This is a genomic window from Maridesulfovibrio salinus (assembly GCF_055394525.1).
On sequence record NZ_AP042461.1, the window covers coordinates 3,546,829 to 3,565,471 of the forward strand.

Below are 18,643 nucleotides of genomic sequence, written 5' to 3' on the forward strand. Positions count from 1 at the left end.
ATTACTTTTCCCCCTTGAGGCTTTGTACTAGGAGCTGTACAAGCATCTTCATCATATTACGTTCAGCTTTGGTCAGATTGGCCTTTTCACTCTTTGAAAAAAGATTCAAGGCAAACACAGGAATACTTGTGTCGTGATAATAATACACAACTCTGTAGCCTCCACTTTTACCTCGGCCAGCTCCGGCAAAACGAACTTTACGAACACCGCCAGTTCCTTCCATCAGGACTCCGGCAGCAGGATTAGCTGCTAAGAAATTGATAAGCTCCCTATGCTCTTCGGCGCTCATCTTTGACCGCTTAATGTCTTTTATGAATTCGGGAGTCTCAATGACGGTCATCAACTTGGCCATGCTTCTATAGTACTCCATTGGAGTAGCAAGTCAAGATTTATCATCCACAAAGTTAACCGGATCATCATAATTGACACACAAAAGCCCTTGGCAGTGCATATGCCAAGGGCTCATCAATTGTTAGCTAGGATGTATCATAAAAACCATGCAATTTTCTATGTAGCACCAAATATTAATTAATTTCAACAGGTGGTATAGAGTGGTGCTCTATACTATCATTTTCAATAATGAATAAATCAGAGGAATCAAGTCCGTCGGTCATATATCCAGAAGAAAATTCAACTGTCCTACCTGAAACAAATGTAACAACTATATCATAATGACTGTCACCAGGAATTTCATAACGACCAGTAATTAAATCATTTGTCTTAATTCCAGGTAATTTTATTTTTAAATCCATCACATTGATTTCTATTTGATCCACATCCTCATCTGAACTATTTTCAACGATAAATAAGCCGTAGTTTGTTTTTGACCCCATCCCACCAATAACCCCTAAAAACAAGCAGAATAGCATAGCGAGCAAACAAGAAGTTCTTTTCATCATTAGTTGCCCCAATTAATCGTAAGGGTTGATTTGTATATCACTATTAAGTCCTTTTCGAAGCTTTGATTTATCAACAGGTCTGTTTTCACTACCAGCAGCTCTTCCTACTGCGTTATTATGCATGTCCATCATTGCTTCATTCCATGGTTGATTATGATATATCAACCCATCAATTTCGTGTGCTGTACCAAATGCCCAGGCTCTTGATGCCCCAAGTTCTTCTGTCATCCTCCGATTCCATTCAGCATGCCGCATTGCATCACCTTCATTATTATGATTTCCTCTACCACGTTTTGCTAATTCTTCCTTTGCAATTTCAACAGCTCTACTATAACCGGAAGCATCTTTAACTGCTTCAACTCCTTTCTCAATATACTCATTTATATTTTTAAAGAATAAAGAATCCCCATCTTTAGTATTTCGTACTTCCGCACGAACTTTCCTCATATCAAGCCCTGTTATCGAATCGGAAGGACTTCTTTTCTAGGTTTCACTACGCACTTTTCGTATATCAAGACCAGTAATAGAATCAGAGGGACTTATACTCTTCTTCTCCTCACTCTCCCCCTGCAACCCAACACGATCCACAAAGTTAACCGGATCATCAGCGCAATATCCATACAAATCCACATCCCCGCCGCCATATCCCAAGGGATCAGGGCAAGTGAACCTGCCTATGACGGGGTCGTATTCTCGGAAACCGAAATGGCGTAATCAAGCTAAGCTACAAAAAGACCAGCCAACCTAAAGAGACAGGGTGACTGGTCTTATATATTTTGAATTTTAACAACCGGAATCTAAAGTACGAACAAGCTCGGTGTTAAATACAAAACGAGCATTATCCACGCAATATACTTAGTAAAGAAGAACTTACAAGACTTCCTGTCTAACCATCCTGCAATCAAAAGCCATACTAATCTTAAGGTATGCATAAATAAAAAAATGTTCCAAAACGCCTTTGAATAAAGATCATGCCCCATATACAGCATCGCATATGGATTCAAAAACACAGCTAAATCTGACCAATACCCACGTTGAGCAACATCTTCTGTCATAGAACTGGAATACAGTAGAACCTCAGATAGAATTCCTGTCACAAGCCAGATTAAAAAATATTTTTTCATATACTATACTGTAGGCCCAAAGATTAACCTCTGGGCCTACTTAAATTATTTTAGTTCATTGAAATAAGTTTTAGGCAAAGTAAATTTATCATGTTTTGGAGCTTTAAATTCACCTTCGTTTAGAATATCTGAAATATTTTCTACACAATCATCTACACCAAGCACATATCCTGTTGTATTCTTATTTTTCTCTTCTTTAGATTTTTCTACTTTTATTCAAACCTAAAAATCAGCCCGTGAGTTGATATTATAAGTTTTTAAACAGGACTAACGACTTTATTCCAACAACATGCTTTTATTTTTTTGATACTCTAGTCCAAATTATATTAAATAAATTAACAGTAAAGAAGAGAAAATAAACTAGCACTACAGTAATAATAAATACACTAAAGGCTAATTCTGGTGGATACTGTGGATATATTAGTCCTAATGAAGTACCAATAGATGAAAAATACTGTTCATGAAACGCAAAACCAAATGCTGAAGCAAATATTCCCACATGTTTATTTCTGCATGTATGCAAGACGATAAAAAATAATACGATATCGACTAATAGTGGGAGAGGATGGTAATCAATATGGTTCAATAATTTAATCATATTTCCTAAAAAAAAAGCCCATACAAAATCGACAAGCATAAAACCTCACAAGGCCCACCATAATTGGTGGGCCATTTTAACTTATTCAACTATAAGCGGAATTTTACCTTTGGATTTTTGAAACTTATTTAAAATTTCACGATCACTATCACCTACATCTATGCAACCAGCAGAACCAGGTAAAATTCCTCCATGCATTCCAATACCAGTTCTTCCATACATTTCATTTTTTGATGAAGGGTCCAAAGAAACCCAAAAACGGCCTAGATCTCCTTTTAACGGAAGATTTGTCAAACGACTCATGCCTGAATATTTCACTAACTTTTCCATATCAGTAGCATAATTACCTTAAGGAATTGGCCCCATATTTTTGGTTCATCACAGATTTCCGGGGTGACTTTCTGAATTGAGGCCAACAGAAATGGCCTCAGTTATGGTATAAAACCCCTTAAATCGAATTCATAAATGTTATGCTTGGACAATAAGCATAACACTCCAGAACTACGAATAAAAAAGGCCAACCCCGAAGGGCTGACCTATATAAATACCGCCCCAAAACTATGCGGCAAATCCGCTAACCAGCCAATTATATAGTAAGTACAGTACGAACAATTGAGGCAAATTTGCCGCTGCTCCTGCAAAAATCACTAAAATCCAATCTTTTCTTGTTTTCTCATTACTTTTCAAAAATAAGAGAAACAAAGCAGAATATGGAATAACAGGAATCAAAAGATTAACTGATGCGCTGTCTGTTTCAGAAAGAAGTTTCCCAAATAAAATCCAACTTGGAAGCACATAAATCCACATTAACGCTATTATTGTGTTATTTCTTTCCACCGGTTGCTCACTGAGAACCATAACTTTGCTCCTTCGCTATACAATTCAGCATTATTCTGGTCTCTTTTTTTGGGAGGCTTTTCCCATTTGCTGGAATCTGCATCTAGTCTTTTTAGATCCTCTATCAATTCTTTATCAGCCTTTTTAATTAATTTTTTTTGTTCTTCATTAACATCACCAAGTGTGTCCATATTTTTAATTCGCTCATAAGCCAGATCATGTTTTTTGTAAGCTTCATCAGAACTATCTACTGGCTGAGCGGCCCCAACCTTACCACCTTCAACTCCACCACTATATTTTCCTCCACCCCAATTCCCGTACTCAGGGCCGTCTTTTACAGAACGTCCTTTGCCACCCCATTTAAGAGAATTCATCTTTTTTACCTGCTCATTAGGGTCAACACCAAAAACAGAATCAGTAATATTATCGTCCTCTTCACTTTCCTCACTCTCCCCCTGCAACCCAACCCGATCCACAAAGTTAACCGGATCATCAGCGCAATATCCATACAAATCCACATCCCCGCCAGCATAGCCCAACGGATCAGGTGAGATAAAACGCCCAACGGAAGGATCGTATTCACGATAACCGAAATGAACCAGTCCGGTATCCCGGTCATAAAGTCCTGCAGCGAAGCCAAGCGGGACTGCAAAAGCCTCATTGGTATCGACCATCAAATTACCGAACGAATCGCTTATAATTCGCTTTACCTCATTTCCATTGCTGTTAGCAACCATATAAATGGTACCCACCTGATCAGATGCGAAGTAATACATCTCGTTATTCCAATGCATTGCGATCGGGTCACCTTCCTCGTCATAAGCAAATTCCTTCAACCGCCCCTGATCATCCGCCACTGAAACTAAAGTACTGCGGTCTGCCCAATGGTAGGTCTCCACGGTTTTGCCGTTAACCTGCTTGGCAATGCGCATCCCGCGCGGATCGACGATATAACTGATGCGCTTACCATCAGGCAGGTAAACCTGCACGAGCTGCCCGTTTGTATCATATTCATACCGTGTAACCTGCCCGCGATCCTGCTTCATGGTCAGTCGGCCCTGTGGATCATAAGAATATTTCACATCCCCGGCCCGCATAAGCCGCAAACCTTCTCCGTAAACACATCGCTGAATGCCGTTATGAAATGTCTCGGACATCAACCGCTCACCATGCTTGCCGTATTGATAATACTCAATAGGGCGACCGTCCTTGCAAACCTTGCTGAGTCTGCCTCCGGCATCGTATTCGTAACTAACGTGATGTTCCGCAGGTTCAAGGGAGATCATTTTTTCGGCAATACGGCCGTTACCGTCACGGGCTGTTGTCAGAAACGAAAACGGCTCTTCTGCGCCGGGAATTGCAAAATGTGTTACTTGCGTATTCTCATTGGGATTTAAGTCCACGCCGTCAAAGGCAAATTCATCATGAAGATTCGCTCCTGTTCCAGTTTGAGGCAGGGTAGGCTGACTATGCTCATAGGCCGGGATAGCGTAGCGTGCATGGGCGGAAGGAGCTTTGCCAAGCTCGGCTAGAATCTGTCTGCCGTAATCTGTTTTCGCCAGATTTTGAGCAAGCGCATGGTCGGGGTTCTCACAGATAAACTTAGCATGACAAATACGATTGATTTGCCTGAATTGTTCCTTTGCATTCTCCCATTCACGATTCTTTAAGTCCCAGCGGGCTTTAACTTCCGGCTTCATCATGGAAGGGTACATTTTGTCGGAACTGGAAAATTCCGCAAAGTCCGGCAAAGGCTCGGTCAACTTTTCACCTGTGCAACGGTCGACCACTTCCCATTGAGTTTCAATCTGCACAACAGGCGGTTCGTTTTTTCCATAAATACGCTGCCCTGAAGTCAGGTTATTCCTGTCCTTCTTTCTCAAAATAAATCTTTCATCAGACGTCATAATAATGTCCTGGGTCAAATGTTTGGGAACAACAGCTATAAACCACGTGTTAATAGGCTGTTATGTTCCTTGAACTGTTGACCATATGCGATAAGCCGGACATTTTTCAGTTAACTCAGGTCCGCCCTTACAAAAATCAGCTTTTTTTAATTAATCTCAGGCATAGCCAGAGGAAAAGCCGCTTCCTTGGTCAGGCAAACTACGACTACTTCTAATCTTAATAATCTCCCTGAATTATCTACCAAATTCATGATACTAATCCCCACTTCGCCAATCGATACATTAAAAGTATCAAACAAACACAAATTATATATTAGACATATGAAAAGGGCTTACCTATAAACAACCTCAACGAAGCACTCAATAAGGAGACGCAAGGTGGATTTGACTTACAGCTGGACAAAGGAATTCAAAGCCCGGGAACTTGAAAGGCTTTTCCTCTCAGTTGACTGGGAATCCGGCAGATATCCCGAGAAAGTCCGTCAGGCCATGCGCAACTCCCACAGGGTTTACTCAGTCTGGGAAGCAGACCGACTTGTCGGGCTTATAAACTCAATGACTGACGGAGTTCTTACTACATATTTTCAGTACCTTGTGGTCGATCCCGAATATCAGGGAATGGGCCTCGGGAAGAAACTGGTCCGGGGAATGCTGGACGAATACGAGGATATTCCCAGAAAGGTGCTGATTTCAATAGAGGATAAGGTCGGCTTCTATAAAAACTGTGGATTCAGCCATCACATGGATAAGGCTCCCATGTTTGTCTCCACTTTATAAATGTAAATTTCAATCACTCTCTTTCGTTCCTAACAGAACAGACACCCTTTCTTCCAGACGGCAAAAGGGAGGTTTGGCGCAACCTGACCCGAACGCCGCAAGCCCCGTTGGCAAGGATTTCACCCCCTTAGCCGACGGGGTCTTTCTTTTTGCGTTAAGTGACAAAGCTGTGAGCATTGCATATTGGTCTTGACTTTTTCAGCCTCTGCGGGCTTTCCTGATTCAACAGAAGCAAACACTCATTGCAGGCCACCCTGCCAACCCGCACCAGCTAAAAGAGACTCTTTGCATGGAAACAACGGCATCCCGGCTAATCGCCCTGATTATGCAGTCTGAAAGCAAAATGAACCCGAACAGGAAAATACCTTCACTGGACTCAAAAGGACTGGCCAGATTCTTACGCTACGGATGTGTAGGCGGCGGAACATTTCTATTTGATCTGGCCATGCTTTATCTTTTTACGGACGCTTTCGGCTGGTCCCCAGTGTTTGCGGCGGGTCTGGCTTTTTTCATAGCGGTCTCCATCAATTATTATATAAGCCGCAAGCTGGTTTTCAAGGGTTCGGAACGGGGATTCAAAAAAGGTTATCTGGGTTTTATGCTCATTGCCGGAACCGGACTGGTGATAGTGACAGGCGGGATGCATATCATGGTCACAGTGCTTGGCTGGCAGTATCTCATTGCCAGAATCCTTGTTTCATTCGCCACCGGACTCTGGAACTATCTGCTCAACCTGTACGTCAATTTCCGGGTTGCCGGAAAACACCTTTAATTCCGGGCTTGCATTCCCGCCTGCGGATGACTATCTTTCAGCAAACAAACAAAGCTGGAAGATATGTCTTTTCTCAATGATTTCATAGACCACTTAAGCTACCTGCTGCGAAAGTGGCTGATAAAAAGAAAAAACCGCATGGTTGTAATCCGCGGCTCGTGCAACCTGTGCGGAAAATGCTGCAGTGGCATCTGCCTGCATGTGGAAGGCAGATGGCTGAAAAAGCCAGCGCAGTTCAAGAAGCTTAAAAAAAAGCTTGAGTACCTCAGACGCTTTGAAATTATAGGAAAGACGGAGTCGGGACACCTTAAATTCGGCTGCTCCTGTCTTGATGAAAGCGGAATCTGCAATGATTATGACAACCGCCCTGAACTGTGCAAACGATTCCCCGCACCCAGTATATACATGCAGAACGGCTGCCTGCCTGACGGTTGCGGTTTCCGCATGTCAACGGAGATCGATTTTGAGAAGATTCTCGAAAACGCGGTAAACGAGGAGGCAAATTTCAAAACCGTCCCTCCATCCAAACCGGACAACTAACTCTAATAATTAAAATACTCTTTTTTTTCAGAGCAGAAGCATTGATCTTTTCCCATAACAAGAGCTATTCTCAATTTGTTGAATTTGGTACTATCCCTTAACCAACAATTTTGGCGGATTTGGAGTCTGAATGACCAAGGAAATGACCATTGAATTCGGTAAAGGCAAAAAAGTGTCGGCTGTCAGCGGCGCTCATACCATTGCTACCGACATGCCTGTCTCAGTCGGGGGAGAAGATTCCGCTCCCACCCCGCTGGATCTGTTTCTGGCTTCGCTGGCGACCTGCGCGGGCCATTACGCACGTAATTTCTGTGAAACCAGATCCATCAACATGGACGGTATGGCAATGCGTGTGGAATACACAATTGACCCTGAAAGCAAACAGGTCAGCCAGTTCAATTATCAGTTGACCCTGCCGGAAGGATTTCCGGAAAAATACAAGGCGGCGCTGCTTCGCGCCATCGACATGTGCACCATCAAAAAACAGCTGCTGAATCCACCGGCTTTTAATCTTGAAATAGTTTAAGAACCGAATCAGCAAAGCACTGAAGATGTGCCTGCAGGGCCGGGATCACAACATACTGAATGTATGCGTGATTCCGGCCTTTTTCCGTTTAATGACAATACCACTTCGAAAACACACATAATTTTCCATTCACCAAGATCGTACAATACTTTCACCTGCCGCCTGACATAGAACTCTCCTGCAAACCAAAACCCAATTTCATAAGGAGAACAGATATGTCAGACAAAGAGATTTCAGTCCTTTTCTGTAATGGAAGCGTTGAAACGGTGGACGGAACAATTAAATGCTCCGAACTTGACTGGTCGCCGCATCCTGTTTTTGAAGGGGTCAACCTGAAGCATCTTGTGACCGGAGAGAAAACAAACGGCAGCCTGAGCTGCCATGTGGTCCGGGTAGACCCCGGATGCTCGCTTGAAACACACACCCACAATCCCCAGTGGGAACTGCATGAAATCATTCAGGGAAGCGGACAGGCCATGCTGGGCGGAGAGATGAAAACATACCTTCCGGGCCGAAGCACGGTAATTCCCTGCGGTTGCGAGCACAGTGTCAGGGCCGGGGATGACGGGCTTACCATCCTTGCAAAGTTTTTCCCCGCGCTGTTATAGAGGATTCATGCCCCGCAACACAAAAGGAAAAATAATATTCCATAACCCTGAAGGATTCCCCCATGTATCGGCTCTGGAAGCGGTGGATGTTGAAAACCGCTTTCCCCGCCATGTGCACTCAAGCTATGTATTCACACTTATTGAGCGGGGCAGAAGGTATCTCGGAATTCAGGGCAGAAAACGGATATTCAGTGCCGGGGAGATGTCCATACTTCCCCCCGGCACATCACATGAATGTGACTCGGTCCGCTGTAACGAATCAGGCCCTCATTCCTACAGGGCAATATGTGTTTCCGGATCACACCTGCAAAAACTGTCGGCGGAGATTACAGGTAAACCTTGCGCAATTCCGGTTTTCGATCCTCTCAAAGCGCACACTGATTTTGACAGGATCTCATTCATGGCTTTCTTCGAAGCACTGGAAGAAACAAACAACCACCTTGAAATCGAATGCCGGCTTAACTCATTTTTATACCACGCCATCAGCAATTTGAGCTCCGACAGCATCATAGTAAAGAAGCACATCGAAAATGCGGATCTTGAAAGGGTCCGCGATTACATCCGGTTAAACTTCAGGGAAAAAATAACCCTTGCAAAACTTTCAGAAGAAGGAGGCATAAACCCCTTCCACCTGCAGAAACAGTTTGTAAAGCATTACGGAATTTCTCCGCAGGAGATGGTAATCTCATGCCGCGTGAAATATGCGGAACAACTTTTAAGAAACAAAGTTCCGCTGACTCAAACTGCCATCGATTCCGGTTTTTCTGACCAAAGTCATTTTTCCCGGCACTTCAAAAAGGTAAAAGGAATCTCACCGGGGAGCTTCCTCAAAGACAACGTAAGTCCGTGCCACAATTAGGATAGACCTAGTCTATGAGAACCAAGCAAAACCCAAAAACAGACAAATACTAAGAACTTTTTTGATCAAAGTGTGTTGACTTAGAAAAGATCAAAGCTATCCTCTTAGTAAACCAACCCCAAAAGGAGAGATTTAATGCTCAAAATCACAGATAAAGCAAAAGAAGTTCTTGATCAGCATTTTGAAGAAAAAGAGAAAGAACCTATCCGCATATATGTTGCTTCAGCATGCAGCGGCACCCGCCTCGCTCTTGGAATCGACAGTGCTAAAGAAGGCGATGAGACCATAAACCTTGAAGGTTATGACTTCGTTGTAGATCAGGAGCTCCTGGAACAGGCCAAACCTATGGTAATCGATCTGACCCCCATGGGTATCGAAATATCCTCTTCACTTGTATTCGAGCAGGCTGAAGGCGGTTGCGGAACCGGCTGCTGCGGATGCGGTTAATAAACGAGCTTGATTACGATCATGATCCAAAAGGGCCGGACCATTTGTGGTCCGGCCCTTTTTCGGTTTTGGCGGCAAAGCCGGAATCATCATGTTGAGAAAGTACCAGAGACCGTATGCAATTGAAATTATTGAAGGATGCGTAGTTGAGAATACGTCAGTCTCGCAGTTTTTCGCAGCAAGAGCGCAGGTGCTGCTTTATCAGCAGTCTAGTGACAGCGTACACCCCTCTGTGCTAAATCATCTTCATGCCTGCAATAAAAAGATTTTTCCCTATCCTTTTTTTCATTGTCCTTGTCACATCAACCGGGTGTGCATCTAAAAATTCACCTCTGAACATTTCTCCATTTTCCGGCCCTGTTGAGCAGGTCCTCGACACTTCCGGGCAGAACAGGGACCGGTTGATCGAATTTCTGGACAGTTATAAGGACAATCCTGAAAAGCGGCAGGCCGCCCAGTTTCTTGTCGCCAATCTCCCCCCTGCCGACAGGGTCAGTCTTTCCGCGGAGATGCTCAAAGAAAATCTTGAATTCGCGTTCCTCGCCCGCAGCTCGACCGGATGGGGCCATGATGTTTCATGGACGGATTTCCTGCACTATGTCCTCCCCCACCGGGTCAGTCAGGAGCAGGCTGTCAACTGGCGCAAAGAGTTCTATAACGAGCTTCTGCCTCTGGTATCTGAATGCACTTCTATGGAAGAAGCTGTCCTTGCGGTCAACCGCTGGTGCTATTCCAAAATAGGCTTCAAATCCACCCAGCGCTGGGACCAGAACCCGCTCATGAGTATTAACCGGGGCTGGGGAAGATGTGAGGAAGCTGTAATCCTGACCGTGTGCGCCCTTCGCACGGTGGGCATTCCCGCCCGGCAGGCAATGGTCCCCGCATGGCAACATTCAAACGACAACCATACATGGACAGAAGTCATGGTCGACGGAAAATGGCATTACATTGAATCCGCCAACCCCGATTACGGCCTTGATTACGCATGGTTCACCGGATCGGCCCGCAAAGCACCGCTTGTTATTTCCTATGCCTACGGGCAGGATCTCCAGACGGAACACCCCGTTATGGGACGCCCCTTCGGATGCACCCTGATCAATACAACTCAAAGATACGCTCCGGTCAGCAAAACCGAAATAACGGTTCTGGACAGTAACGGAACGGCTGTGCCGGATGTCAGGATATACCTCTCTGTTTTCAATTACGCCTCTTTCAGGCCCGTGGCTGCCGCGGTATCCGATCAGGAAGGCAAGGCGGAAGTCCTTCTCGGCCCCGGTTCGGTTCTTGTTTCCGCCGCCCGTGGAAACTCCTCGGCCTATGTCGGTTCAGTCTGGATTCCCGGAGAACACGCCCGGAGACAGGATATCCTGCTCAGACTCCAGCCGGACAACGAGCCGGAAGGACAAATATTTTTTCCCTTTGCCTATGATGACAAACTCGCCCGCACAGCACCGCCCTCCAATTCGGAAGGAGCGAAGAAAGATGAGTTCAAGGCAATCAGGGAAGCCAGACTTGAAAAACTGAAGGGGATGAAAAAAGGAGCTGAAATATACTCTGAAAACTCAATTCCCGGATTGGGCGAAGGCGGGCTGAACACCCCGCAGCTGCTGCTCGCACTGAACAAATGCCCGACTGAACATCTCCCTTCCCTGAAAAAGGACCTGAATTCAATGGCTGTGGCCGATCTGGTTAAAATGGGCGCGCAGGAACTTATCGGGAATGCAGAGCTTGCCGACAAAGCCAGAAGCGAAGCTGAGAAATCGGGCCTGAAATACAGTGACGACATCTTTAAAAAATACGTTCTCAACCAGCGGATCATGTATGAACAGTTCCGGTTCTGGCGCGAAGAACTGCACGTCAGCTTCAACTTTAACCACAAATCCGGGCTGGACGGAATTATCAGGAAGATAGGAAAACACACCGCAAACCTGATCCCGGTTCCCCGTGGCCCCCTGGGGAGCAGCATGGATCCGCTGGGAGTATTTCAATCCCGCACCGCCTCCAATGAATCCGAGGCGGCTGTGTTCGCGGCGGCAGCTATGAGGGCAGCCGGAATTCCGGCCAGATTTCTCGATGAACAGGGCTGGGTGGAATTCTATGACGGTGAGAAATGGCAGCCCTTCTACCCCGCACATCCTGAAAAAACAGGCAACCGCAATGCAACGGATGAGAGCAAAGCTTATTACGGGGTTTGGCAGGCTGTTAAATTCAATATTGCCGGATTCCCTGCCGGACAAAAACCGGCACAGTACTTCAAAGACTTCAGTATCTCGAAACTCAATAAAAGATGCTTTTTTTCAATAATAGAGAAAACAATCAAAGGCAAAAACAATGAAAAAGAAAATACATGGGAAATCTCTCTTCCGAAAGGAAAATACTTTCTTATAAGCGCCAAGCGGAATGCTAATAATGAGCCACGCATATCGGTCATAAAAATAAAATTTTAAAACTGCATTTATTCTATATAATATTAATTTATTCAAAAAACGGCTACTCAACTTGCTTAGAACAGCATTATAAAGTATCAACTTACCACAATGCTTGAGCAATTGAAAAAAAAACTGAAAGAAATCAGCGCAGCGGACAAACACAATGGGCAGGGCAAGATCAACGATCTTATCAGGTTCATTGATAGTGATATGTCCGCCCTTAATGCTTCCCAGCTTATTCCGAACTCCCCTTTTGTTAAATTTCTGGACTTTCTGCCGGACCCTGCCTTTGTAATAAACAAAGACGGTGTTGTCGTTGCGTGGAATCCCGCCCTTGAAAAACTGACCGGAGTCAACGCTTCGGAAATAGTTGGAAAGGGTAACTTTGAACACATCAATATCATCCATGGGCAGCGTACTCCCGGTCTGATAGATATGGTCAACGGGTGCGATGAAATAGGACAGATTGACTATCAGGCCATAAGCCGCCGTGGAAACGCGCTCGCGGCCGAAATACGGATTGAGAATCTGGGCAACCGGAAAAGCACCAATCTATGGGTTCAGGCAGCCCCGATAGTTGATGAAGCGGGCAGGACAATAGGCGCCATCGAATCACTGAGAGATATCTCCGCACGCAAGCAGACAGAAAACATAAACACAATTCTTTATAAGATATCCGCCGCACTGAACGCCACCGAGCAGGCGGAAGATTTTTTCTATCAGGTGCATCAGAGCCTGAAACAATTCATTGAAGCTGATAACTTTTTCGTGGCCCTGTATGACTCATCCCGTAAAATTCTCCAGTTCCCCTACTACTCGGACGAAAAAGACTACATAGCACCGGACGAGATAATTTCGATTGCAGAGAGGAAAACGCTCAGCGGAAGGGTTATCGAGACTGAATCGGCACTCCTTCTGGATGAGAGCGACTTCAACGGCTATGAAAAAGTCAACCATATCGGCTCCACTGCCAAATCATGGCTGGGCGTTCCGCTAAAATTTCAGGGCCGGGTTCTCGGAGTCATGACCATCCAGTCCTACCGGACCTCGGAAGCCTACAATAATCAGGATATCGAAATGATGATGGCTATCTCCGAACAGGTAGCCGCCGCACTGTTGCGCAGTCAGGCTGAATCAGCCCTTTTTGACAGTGAAAAGAAATTCCGTTCCGTCTTTGAAAACGCGACCGTGGCAATTTTCCAGATCTCGAAATGTGGAGATATACTCATTGCCAACCCCGCCATGGCTTCCATTATGGGCTACGACAGTGTTGATGAAATGCTGGCGGAACGCGGAAACACACTTGATTATTTTATCGACCGCAGAGACCACCTGAAACTCCTGCGCAAACTGGTCAAGGATGGATCGGTAAACGGAACTCATCTCCGCCTCCGGCACAGTTCCGGGAATGAAATATGGGTGACCCTCAACGCCAGAACTGTCTTTGACGCAAAAGGAGACCCTTCACTCTTTACGGGTTCCGCCTTCGACTCCACGCCCCAGATTGTGGCGGAAAGAAAGATAATCCGCCATAAATCAAGATTCATGCAGCTTTTTGAAAGCTCGCCTCAGGCTATCGCCCTGACCGATTCCAACGGCAATGTGGTCGACACCAACCGGGCTTTCACCGAACTTTTCGGCTTCACAACCGATGAAATGAGCCCCTGCTGCGAAAACCTCTGCCCCGACGGCAAAGGAAAAATACGCGCTAACCTGAAAAAGATACTCAACGGACAGACCTTCAGGGCCGAAGACCTGCGCAGGGCAAGCGACGGCAGCCTCATCCCGGTATCCATCCTCGGCTATCCCTTCGTGTATGACGACCAGATTTCCGGGACCTTCATAATATATGATGATATCTCCCAGCGTAAAGAATACGAAAGGCAGCTTTCCTACCAGTCACTGCACGATGCCCTTACCGGACTGCCCAACAGAACCCTTTTCCTGAAAAAGCTGGACCACACCCTGGGCAGATCCCGCATTAACCCGGACCACAACTTCGCTGTGCTCATGCTGGACATCGACATGTTCAAGCGCATCAATGACAGCCTTGGACATCAGGCGGGGGACAACCTTCTCATAGAGGTGGGGCAGCGCATCAAAAACTGCGTCAGGCATGTTGATACCGTGGCCCGCATGGGCGGCGATGAGTTCGCGGTCCTGCTCGACGGCTTCAACACACCGCAGCAGGTAATCCATATAATAAGGGCCATCCGAAATGAGATATGCAGGCCCGTCAGAATCGCATCCAAAGAAATCGTCATCAGCTCCAGCATAGGAATTGTTTTCAAGACTGCCGAATATGAACATTCCGAGCATATTGTCCGCGATGCAGACATAAGCATGTACAAGGCCAAGGAACTTGGAGTGAACAAGTTCAAAGTCTTCAATAAGGCCATGCACGAGAAAGCGCTGCAAAGCCTTATGATTGAGACCGAAATCAGGCAGGGAATCCCCGAGAACGAATTTTTTCCCTTCTTTCAACCGGTCTACTGCCTCAAAACCAGACGCCTTGCCGGGTTCGAAGCTCTGGTACGCTGGAACCACCCCGACCGGGGTTTCCTCACCCCGAACCACATCATTCCGGTAGCAGAGGAAACAGGACTTATTGTTGAACTGGACCGCCTTATTCTGCTGGAAGCCTGCCAGTGTCTCTCATGCTGGCTGAAAAGATATCCCGGCTCGGAAGATCTGTTCCTGACCGCAAACCTTTCCCCAAGCCAGCTGTCTAAACCCGATCTTGTCGATGCACTTGAAAAGATTCTCTACGACACTGAAATTTCGTGCAAAAACATCAAACTTGAAATAACCGAATCAGCAATCATGGAGCGCACGGCTACGTCAGCCCAGAACCTCAAGAGAATTGAAGAGATGGGCATACGTCTGGCTGTTGACGACTTCGGGACCGGATATTCCTCACTGGCACAATTGCAAAGGTTCCCCGCCTCCACAGTGAAAATAGACCGTTCATTCGTAAGCCGCATGGCTGAAGACCACGAATCTCTGGAGATAGTACGCGCGGTAAATGCGCTGGGGCACAGCCTGAATATGGACGTGATCGCCGAAGGAGTCGAAACCAGACAGCAACTGCTGCTGCTCAAGGAAATAGGCTGCGACTGTGTGCAGGGTTTTTATTTTGACAAACCGCAGAACAAGGATGACGCGGAAGAACTGGTCAAAATGCGTTCACAGGGATTCTGCCCGCCCGGCCTGACCTCAATCTAATCCTCCCCCTCACATAAAGAAGCTCCTCTTGTGCGGCTGTGCTTTTGAGTGTATATTTTTACATATACTACAGTCATAACAGGAGATGAGATGAAACATACAATTTCTGCTCTGGTGAAAAACAGACCCGGAGTTCTTGCTGAATCTTCCGCCGCCTTTCAAAAAAACAAAATCAATATCACTTCCATTTCCTGCGGGGAAACAGAAAATATGGATGTCTCGCGCATGGTGATATGCGCCGAAGGCAGCGAAGCTGACATTGCACAGGTTACCCGTGAAATCGCGGAGATGGACTTTGTTATCAAGCTGGATGATCTGGCCCGCAAGGAATTTGTGGACCGGGAACTGGTGCTCATTAAAGTTGATGTCAACAAGGACTCCATGTCTCAGGTCATGCAGATATTTGAAGTCTTCCGGGCTGATGTCGTGGGAATGGGCCAGAAAACCATAACTGTTGAACTAAGCGGAGATCAGGAAAGAGTTGAAGGCCTGATCAAGATTTTGCAGCCCTTCGGAATTAAAAGCATGTGCCGTACCGGAATGATCGCCCTGAAACGCGGGGATGAATAATCTTTGATGCTGACTCTGCAGAACATGATTCAAAACACAATTTCATTGAACCGGAAGGTACGCCCATGACATTCACCTCACTGGACGGAATAATCAAAGCGGTGCGCGAGAGCGGCAGGAAAGCACGGGTGGCCATAGCTCCCTGCGCGGAAGAGTTTGTCATGCGCTCCGCACTGACCGCCCATGAAGAAGGTATTGCCGACCCCATTTTCATTGGAGACAGACAAAAATCCCTTGCTGTTGCCGAAAAGCACGGGCTGGATATCTCGGGCTTCAATTTCCATGAAGAAAATGACGAAGAAAAGGCAGTATCAACCGCCGTGAACTTCTTCAAGGAAGGCAAAGCCGATCTGATCATGAAGGGACTGATCAGCACCAGTGTAATCCTGAAAGCTATCCTGAACAAACAGACCGGAGTTCCACCCAAGGGAATCATCAGCCATGTAACCGTTTTTGAAGCTCCGAATAAAAACCGGCTGATTCTGCTGACCGATGCCGGAGTCAACATCAAGCCCAACCTTCAACGCAAGGCCGATATACTTAGAAACGCACTGGCGGTGGCCCGCAAACTGGGAATGGATAAGCCGAAGGTGGCTGTCCTTGCAGCTACGGAGAAAGTCAATTATCCGGCCATGCCCGCCACCCTTGACGCGGACATCATGTCCAAAATGTCGGCGGAAGGAGCGTTCGGTGACGCGCTGGTGGCAGGACCGCTGGCCCTTGACCTCGCGATTTCAAGCACTGCGGCAGCCTGCAAGGGAATTGACCACCCTGTGGCCGGTAATGCGGACATCCTGCTGACACCTGAAATCGAGAGCGGGAATATCCTTTATAAAGCGCTTACCACAATAGCCGGAAAAACTCTTGCAAGTGTTGTCGTGGGCAGTGAAGTTCCCATCGTAGTCCCATCACGGGGAGATTCCGACAGTTCAAAATTCAATTCCATCGCTCTGGCCTGTTATCTGGCAGGCAAATAACCCATGTTACATTCCAGTGACACGCAATAATAAATTTAAAATAAAGTCCGGCATTTAACTTTTTATTCTGAAAAAACAAAACACTGGAAATATTATTATCGAACAGCCTTTATGATTAGCACCCACATATGAATTACACACCATAGTATTAACACTATCAGTATTGACATAAACACATATTACTCCGATACTCTATTATGGACAGGTTTCTTAATTCAAACAACGGGGTTCAAGACGAATGAAGGTTTACGCACATACTTTACTGATTGCCATTATGGCTCTCCTTATGTGCAGGCCCGCATTTGCCGGAGCCAAGCTGCTGTTTGTCACGGACCCCTTCCCTCCTTACTATTATGAGGAAAAAGGTAAGCCCAAAGGGATTCAATACGAGCTTGCGGCTCTGGCCTTTGAGAAGATAAGAACTCCCTTTGAAATTAAATTCCTTCCGTGGAAAAGAGCCGTCATGACCGCAGAAGCGGGTAATGCGGATGGAGTTTTCGGGCTGCGCCGTACAAAAAAAAGGGAACGCTGGCTGATCTATCCTGATGAGCCGTTAATGATCGTCAGGACTGTCATATTCCACCGCAAGGATACCCCCTTCAATTATAGCGGAACATTCTCTCTTACAGGAAAGAAGGTCGGAATCACCAAAGGTTACACTTACGGTAACCATTTTGACCGCAGTGACGCTTTCATTAAAGAGGAAACAGCCTCATTAAAGCTCAATTTTCTGAAACTCATGGCCGGAAGGATTGACCTTGTAGCAGCATACAGGGCGGTGGGCATCCAGACTCTCAAGGAGATGGAACTTGAAAGCAAAATAACTTTCAGCCCCAAGCCCATTAACAGTGAAGCCCTTTATCTTGGATTTGCCAGAACTCCGGGCAATGGTGAAAGGGCAAGGGAATTCGGCAAGGCCCTGCGGGAAATAAAAGACTCCCCGGAATGCGAAGAGCTGATAAAACGGCTCGGTTTCGACAGGGAAATGATTACTCCCTGCAACTGATTACGCATGACCGGAGGAACAAAGCAGCCATACGCCGGAAGCCACCAGCAGAAGCCCCAGTACTGAAGTAAGGGAAAGCGTTTCGCTGTAAAGAAAAGCACCGAGCGGAATAAGGCAGGCCATCACAACTCCGTTAACAATGAGTGGAAGTGAATTGACATTGGCCCCGGCCTTGTAGGTCAAAAGAACGCCGACCTCAATTCCGAACACCGCAAGTCCCAGAACCAGCACGGGCCAGTTTCTGAAACTCGCCACCTCTCCGATATCTATGCGCCCGGTTTGAAAATACATCCCCGCAAGACTGAAAAGCATGGCCACGCCGTAAGCCGATGCAAGCGACCCGAATACCGACCCGCCACCGGCAATACTTTTCTGCGCAATATGGTAAACAACAGTCGAAGCAACAGCGATCGCCAGAGAACCGTATAAAGCAAGCATTTCAATTTCCTTGTATATGAATTAAGTGAAGAAAAATATGTTTGTGGAAGCGCCGATTACAGAGTATCTGCAAATACGGCTGAGGCAATTGATACCCCCCTTCC

Annotated in this window: 21 protein-coding genes; 12 read left to right on the plus strand and 9 right to left on the minus strand. The window is 46.1% G+C overall.

The window, feature by feature from the left end:
* Position 1: 1 nt before the first annotated feature.
* From ACZ5PW_RS16285 to ACZ5PW_RS16320, 8 genes are all read right to left on the minus strand, one after another.
* Positions 2-352, minus strand: coding sequence for a type II toxin-antitoxin system RelE/ParE family toxin (locus ACZ5PW_RS16285; protein WP_464555621.1), 351 nt, complete (start codon positions 350-352; stop codon positions 2-4).
* 172 nt (positions 353-524) lie between these two features.
* Positions 525-899, minus strand: coding sequence for a hypothetical protein (locus ACZ5PW_RS16290; RefSeq protein WP_464555623.1), 375 nt, complete (start codon positions 897-899; stop codon positions 525-527).
* A gap of 12 nt (positions 900-911) precedes the next feature.
* Entirely contained in the window at positions 912-1,346 is a 435-nt protein-coding gene (locus ACZ5PW_RS16295) for a DUF6973 domain-containing protein (protein WP_464555624.1), read from the minus strand.
* 36 nt (positions 1,347-1,382) lie between these two features.
* The gene (locus ACZ5PW_RS16300; protein ID WP_464555625.1) at positions 1,383-1,550 is read right to left on the minus strand and encodes a hypothetical protein; all 168 of its coding nucleotides are present in this window, start codon (positions 1,548-1,550) and stop codon (positions 1,383-1,385) included.
* A gap of 768 nt (positions 1,551-2,318) precedes the next feature.
* Positions 2,319-2,660 carry a hypothetical protein gene (locus ACZ5PW_RS16305; RefSeq protein WP_464555626.1) on the minus strand — a complete coding sequence of 114 codons (342 nt, stop codon included), beginning with the start codon at positions 2,658-2,660 and terminating at the stop codon, positions 2,319-2,321.
* A gap of 42 nt (positions 2,661-2,702) precedes the next feature.
* Positions 2,703-2,951 (minus strand): hypothetical protein, encoded by a 249-nt coding sequence (locus tag ACZ5PW_RS16310; protein ID WP_464555627.1) that lies wholly within the window; start codon positions 2,949-2,951, stop codon positions 2,703-2,705.
* 228 nt (positions 2,952-3,179) lie between these two features.
* A complete protein-coding gene (locus ACZ5PW_RS16315; protein ID WP_464555629.1) occupies positions 3,180-3,479 on the minus strand; it encodes a hypothetical protein in 300 nt (99 codons plus the stop codon).
* Positions 3,437-5,365: an RHS repeat domain-containing protein gene (locus ACZ5PW_RS16320; RefSeq protein ID WP_464555630.1), complete on the minus strand. Its 1,929-nt coding sequence runs from the start codon at positions 5,363-5,365 to the stop codon at positions 3,437-3,439. The genes ACZ5PW_RS16315 and ACZ5PW_RS16320 overlap by 43 nt, the downstream gene beginning before the upstream one ends.
* Before the next feature lie 378 nt (positions 5,366-5,743).
* Between ACZ5PW_RS16320 and ACZ5PW_RS16325 the strand changes: the two genes are divergently transcribed.
* The 12 genes from ACZ5PW_RS16325 (at position 5,744) to ACZ5PW_RS16380 (ending at position 18,101) form a co-directional block, all read left to right on the plus strand.
* Entirely contained in the window at positions 5,744-6,142 is a 399-nt protein-coding gene (locus ACZ5PW_RS16325; protein ID WP_464555633.1) for a GNAT family N-acetyltransferase, read from the plus strand.
* Positions 6,143-6,431: 289 nt separating this feature from the next.
* Entirely contained in the window at positions 6,432-6,914 is a 483-nt protein-coding gene (locus ACZ5PW_RS16330) for a GtrA family protein (RefSeq protein ID WP_464555636.1), read from the plus strand.
* 63 nt (positions 6,915-6,977) lie between these two features.
* Positions 6,978-7,454, plus strand: coding sequence for a YkgJ family cysteine cluster protein (locus ACZ5PW_RS16335; protein WP_464555638.1), 477 nt, complete (start codon positions 6,978-6,980; stop codon positions 7,452-7,454).
* Positions 7,455-7,584: 130 nt separating this feature from the next.
* On the plus strand, positions 7,585-7,980 hold the full coding sequence (locus tag ACZ5PW_RS16340; protein WP_464555640.1) for an OsmC family protein: 396 nt from the start codon (positions 7,585-7,587) through the stop codon (positions 7,978-7,980).
* Between the two features lie 215 nt (positions 7,981-8,195).
* Positions 8,196-8,588, plus strand: a complete 393-nt coding sequence (locus ACZ5PW_RS16345) for a cupin domain-containing protein (RefSeq protein ID WP_464555642.1) — start codon at positions 8,196-8,198, stop codon at positions 8,586-8,588.
* Between the two features lie 7 nt (positions 8,589-8,595).
* Complete coding sequence (locus ACZ5PW_RS16350; protein WP_464555644.1) at positions 8,596-9,447, plus strand: AraC family transcriptional regulator; 852 nt, start codon at positions 8,596-8,598, stop codon at positions 9,445-9,447.
* Positions 9,448-9,582: 135 nt separating this feature from the next.
* A complete protein-coding gene (locus ACZ5PW_RS16355) occupies positions 9,583-9,894 on the plus strand; it encodes an iron-sulfur cluster biosynthesis family protein (protein ID WP_464555645.1) in 312 nt (103 codons plus the stop codon).
* Positions 9,895-10,142: 248 nt separating this feature from the next.
* Positions 10,143-12,341 carry a transglutaminase domain-containing protein gene (locus tag ACZ5PW_RS16360; RefSeq protein WP_464555646.1) on the plus strand — a complete coding sequence of 733 codons (2,199 nt, stop codon included), beginning with the start codon at positions 10,143-10,145 and terminating at the stop codon, positions 12,339-12,341.
* 102 nt (positions 12,342-12,443) lie between these two features.
* On the plus strand, positions 12,444-15,548 hold the full coding sequence (locus ACZ5PW_RS16365) for a bifunctional diguanylate cyclase/phosphodiesterase (protein ID WP_464555648.1): 3,105 nt from the start codon (positions 12,444-12,446) through the stop codon (positions 15,546-15,548).
* 90 nt (positions 15,549-15,638) lie between these two features.
* Positions 15,639-16,118 carry an acetolactate synthase small subunit gene (gene ilvN / locus ACZ5PW_RS16370; protein ID WP_464555649.1) on the plus strand — a complete coding sequence of 160 codons (480 nt, stop codon included), beginning with the start codon at positions 15,639-15,641 and terminating at the stop codon, positions 16,116-16,118.
* A gap of 65 nt (positions 16,119-16,183) precedes the next feature.
* Positions 16,184-17,095 carry a bifunctional enoyl-CoA hydratase/phosphate acetyltransferase gene (locus ACZ5PW_RS16375; protein ID WP_464555650.1) on the plus strand — a complete coding sequence of 304 codons (912 nt, stop codon included), beginning with the start codon at positions 16,184-16,186 and terminating at the stop codon, positions 17,093-17,095.
* Between the two features lie 238 nt (positions 17,096-17,333).
* The gene (locus ACZ5PW_RS16380) at positions 17,334-18,101 is read left to right on the plus strand and encodes a substrate-binding periplasmic protein (protein WP_464555651.1); all 768 of its coding nucleotides are present in this window, start codon (positions 17,334-17,336) and stop codon (positions 18,099-18,101) included.
* Here the strand turns inward: ACZ5PW_RS16380 and ACZ5PW_RS16385 are convergent, their stop codons facing one another.
* Positions 18,102-18,539: a hypothetical protein gene (locus ACZ5PW_RS16385; RefSeq protein ID WP_464555653.1), complete on the minus strand. Its 438-nt coding sequence runs from the start codon at positions 18,537-18,539 to the stop codon at positions 18,102-18,104.
* Positions 18,540-18,643 lie beyond the last annotated feature (104 nt).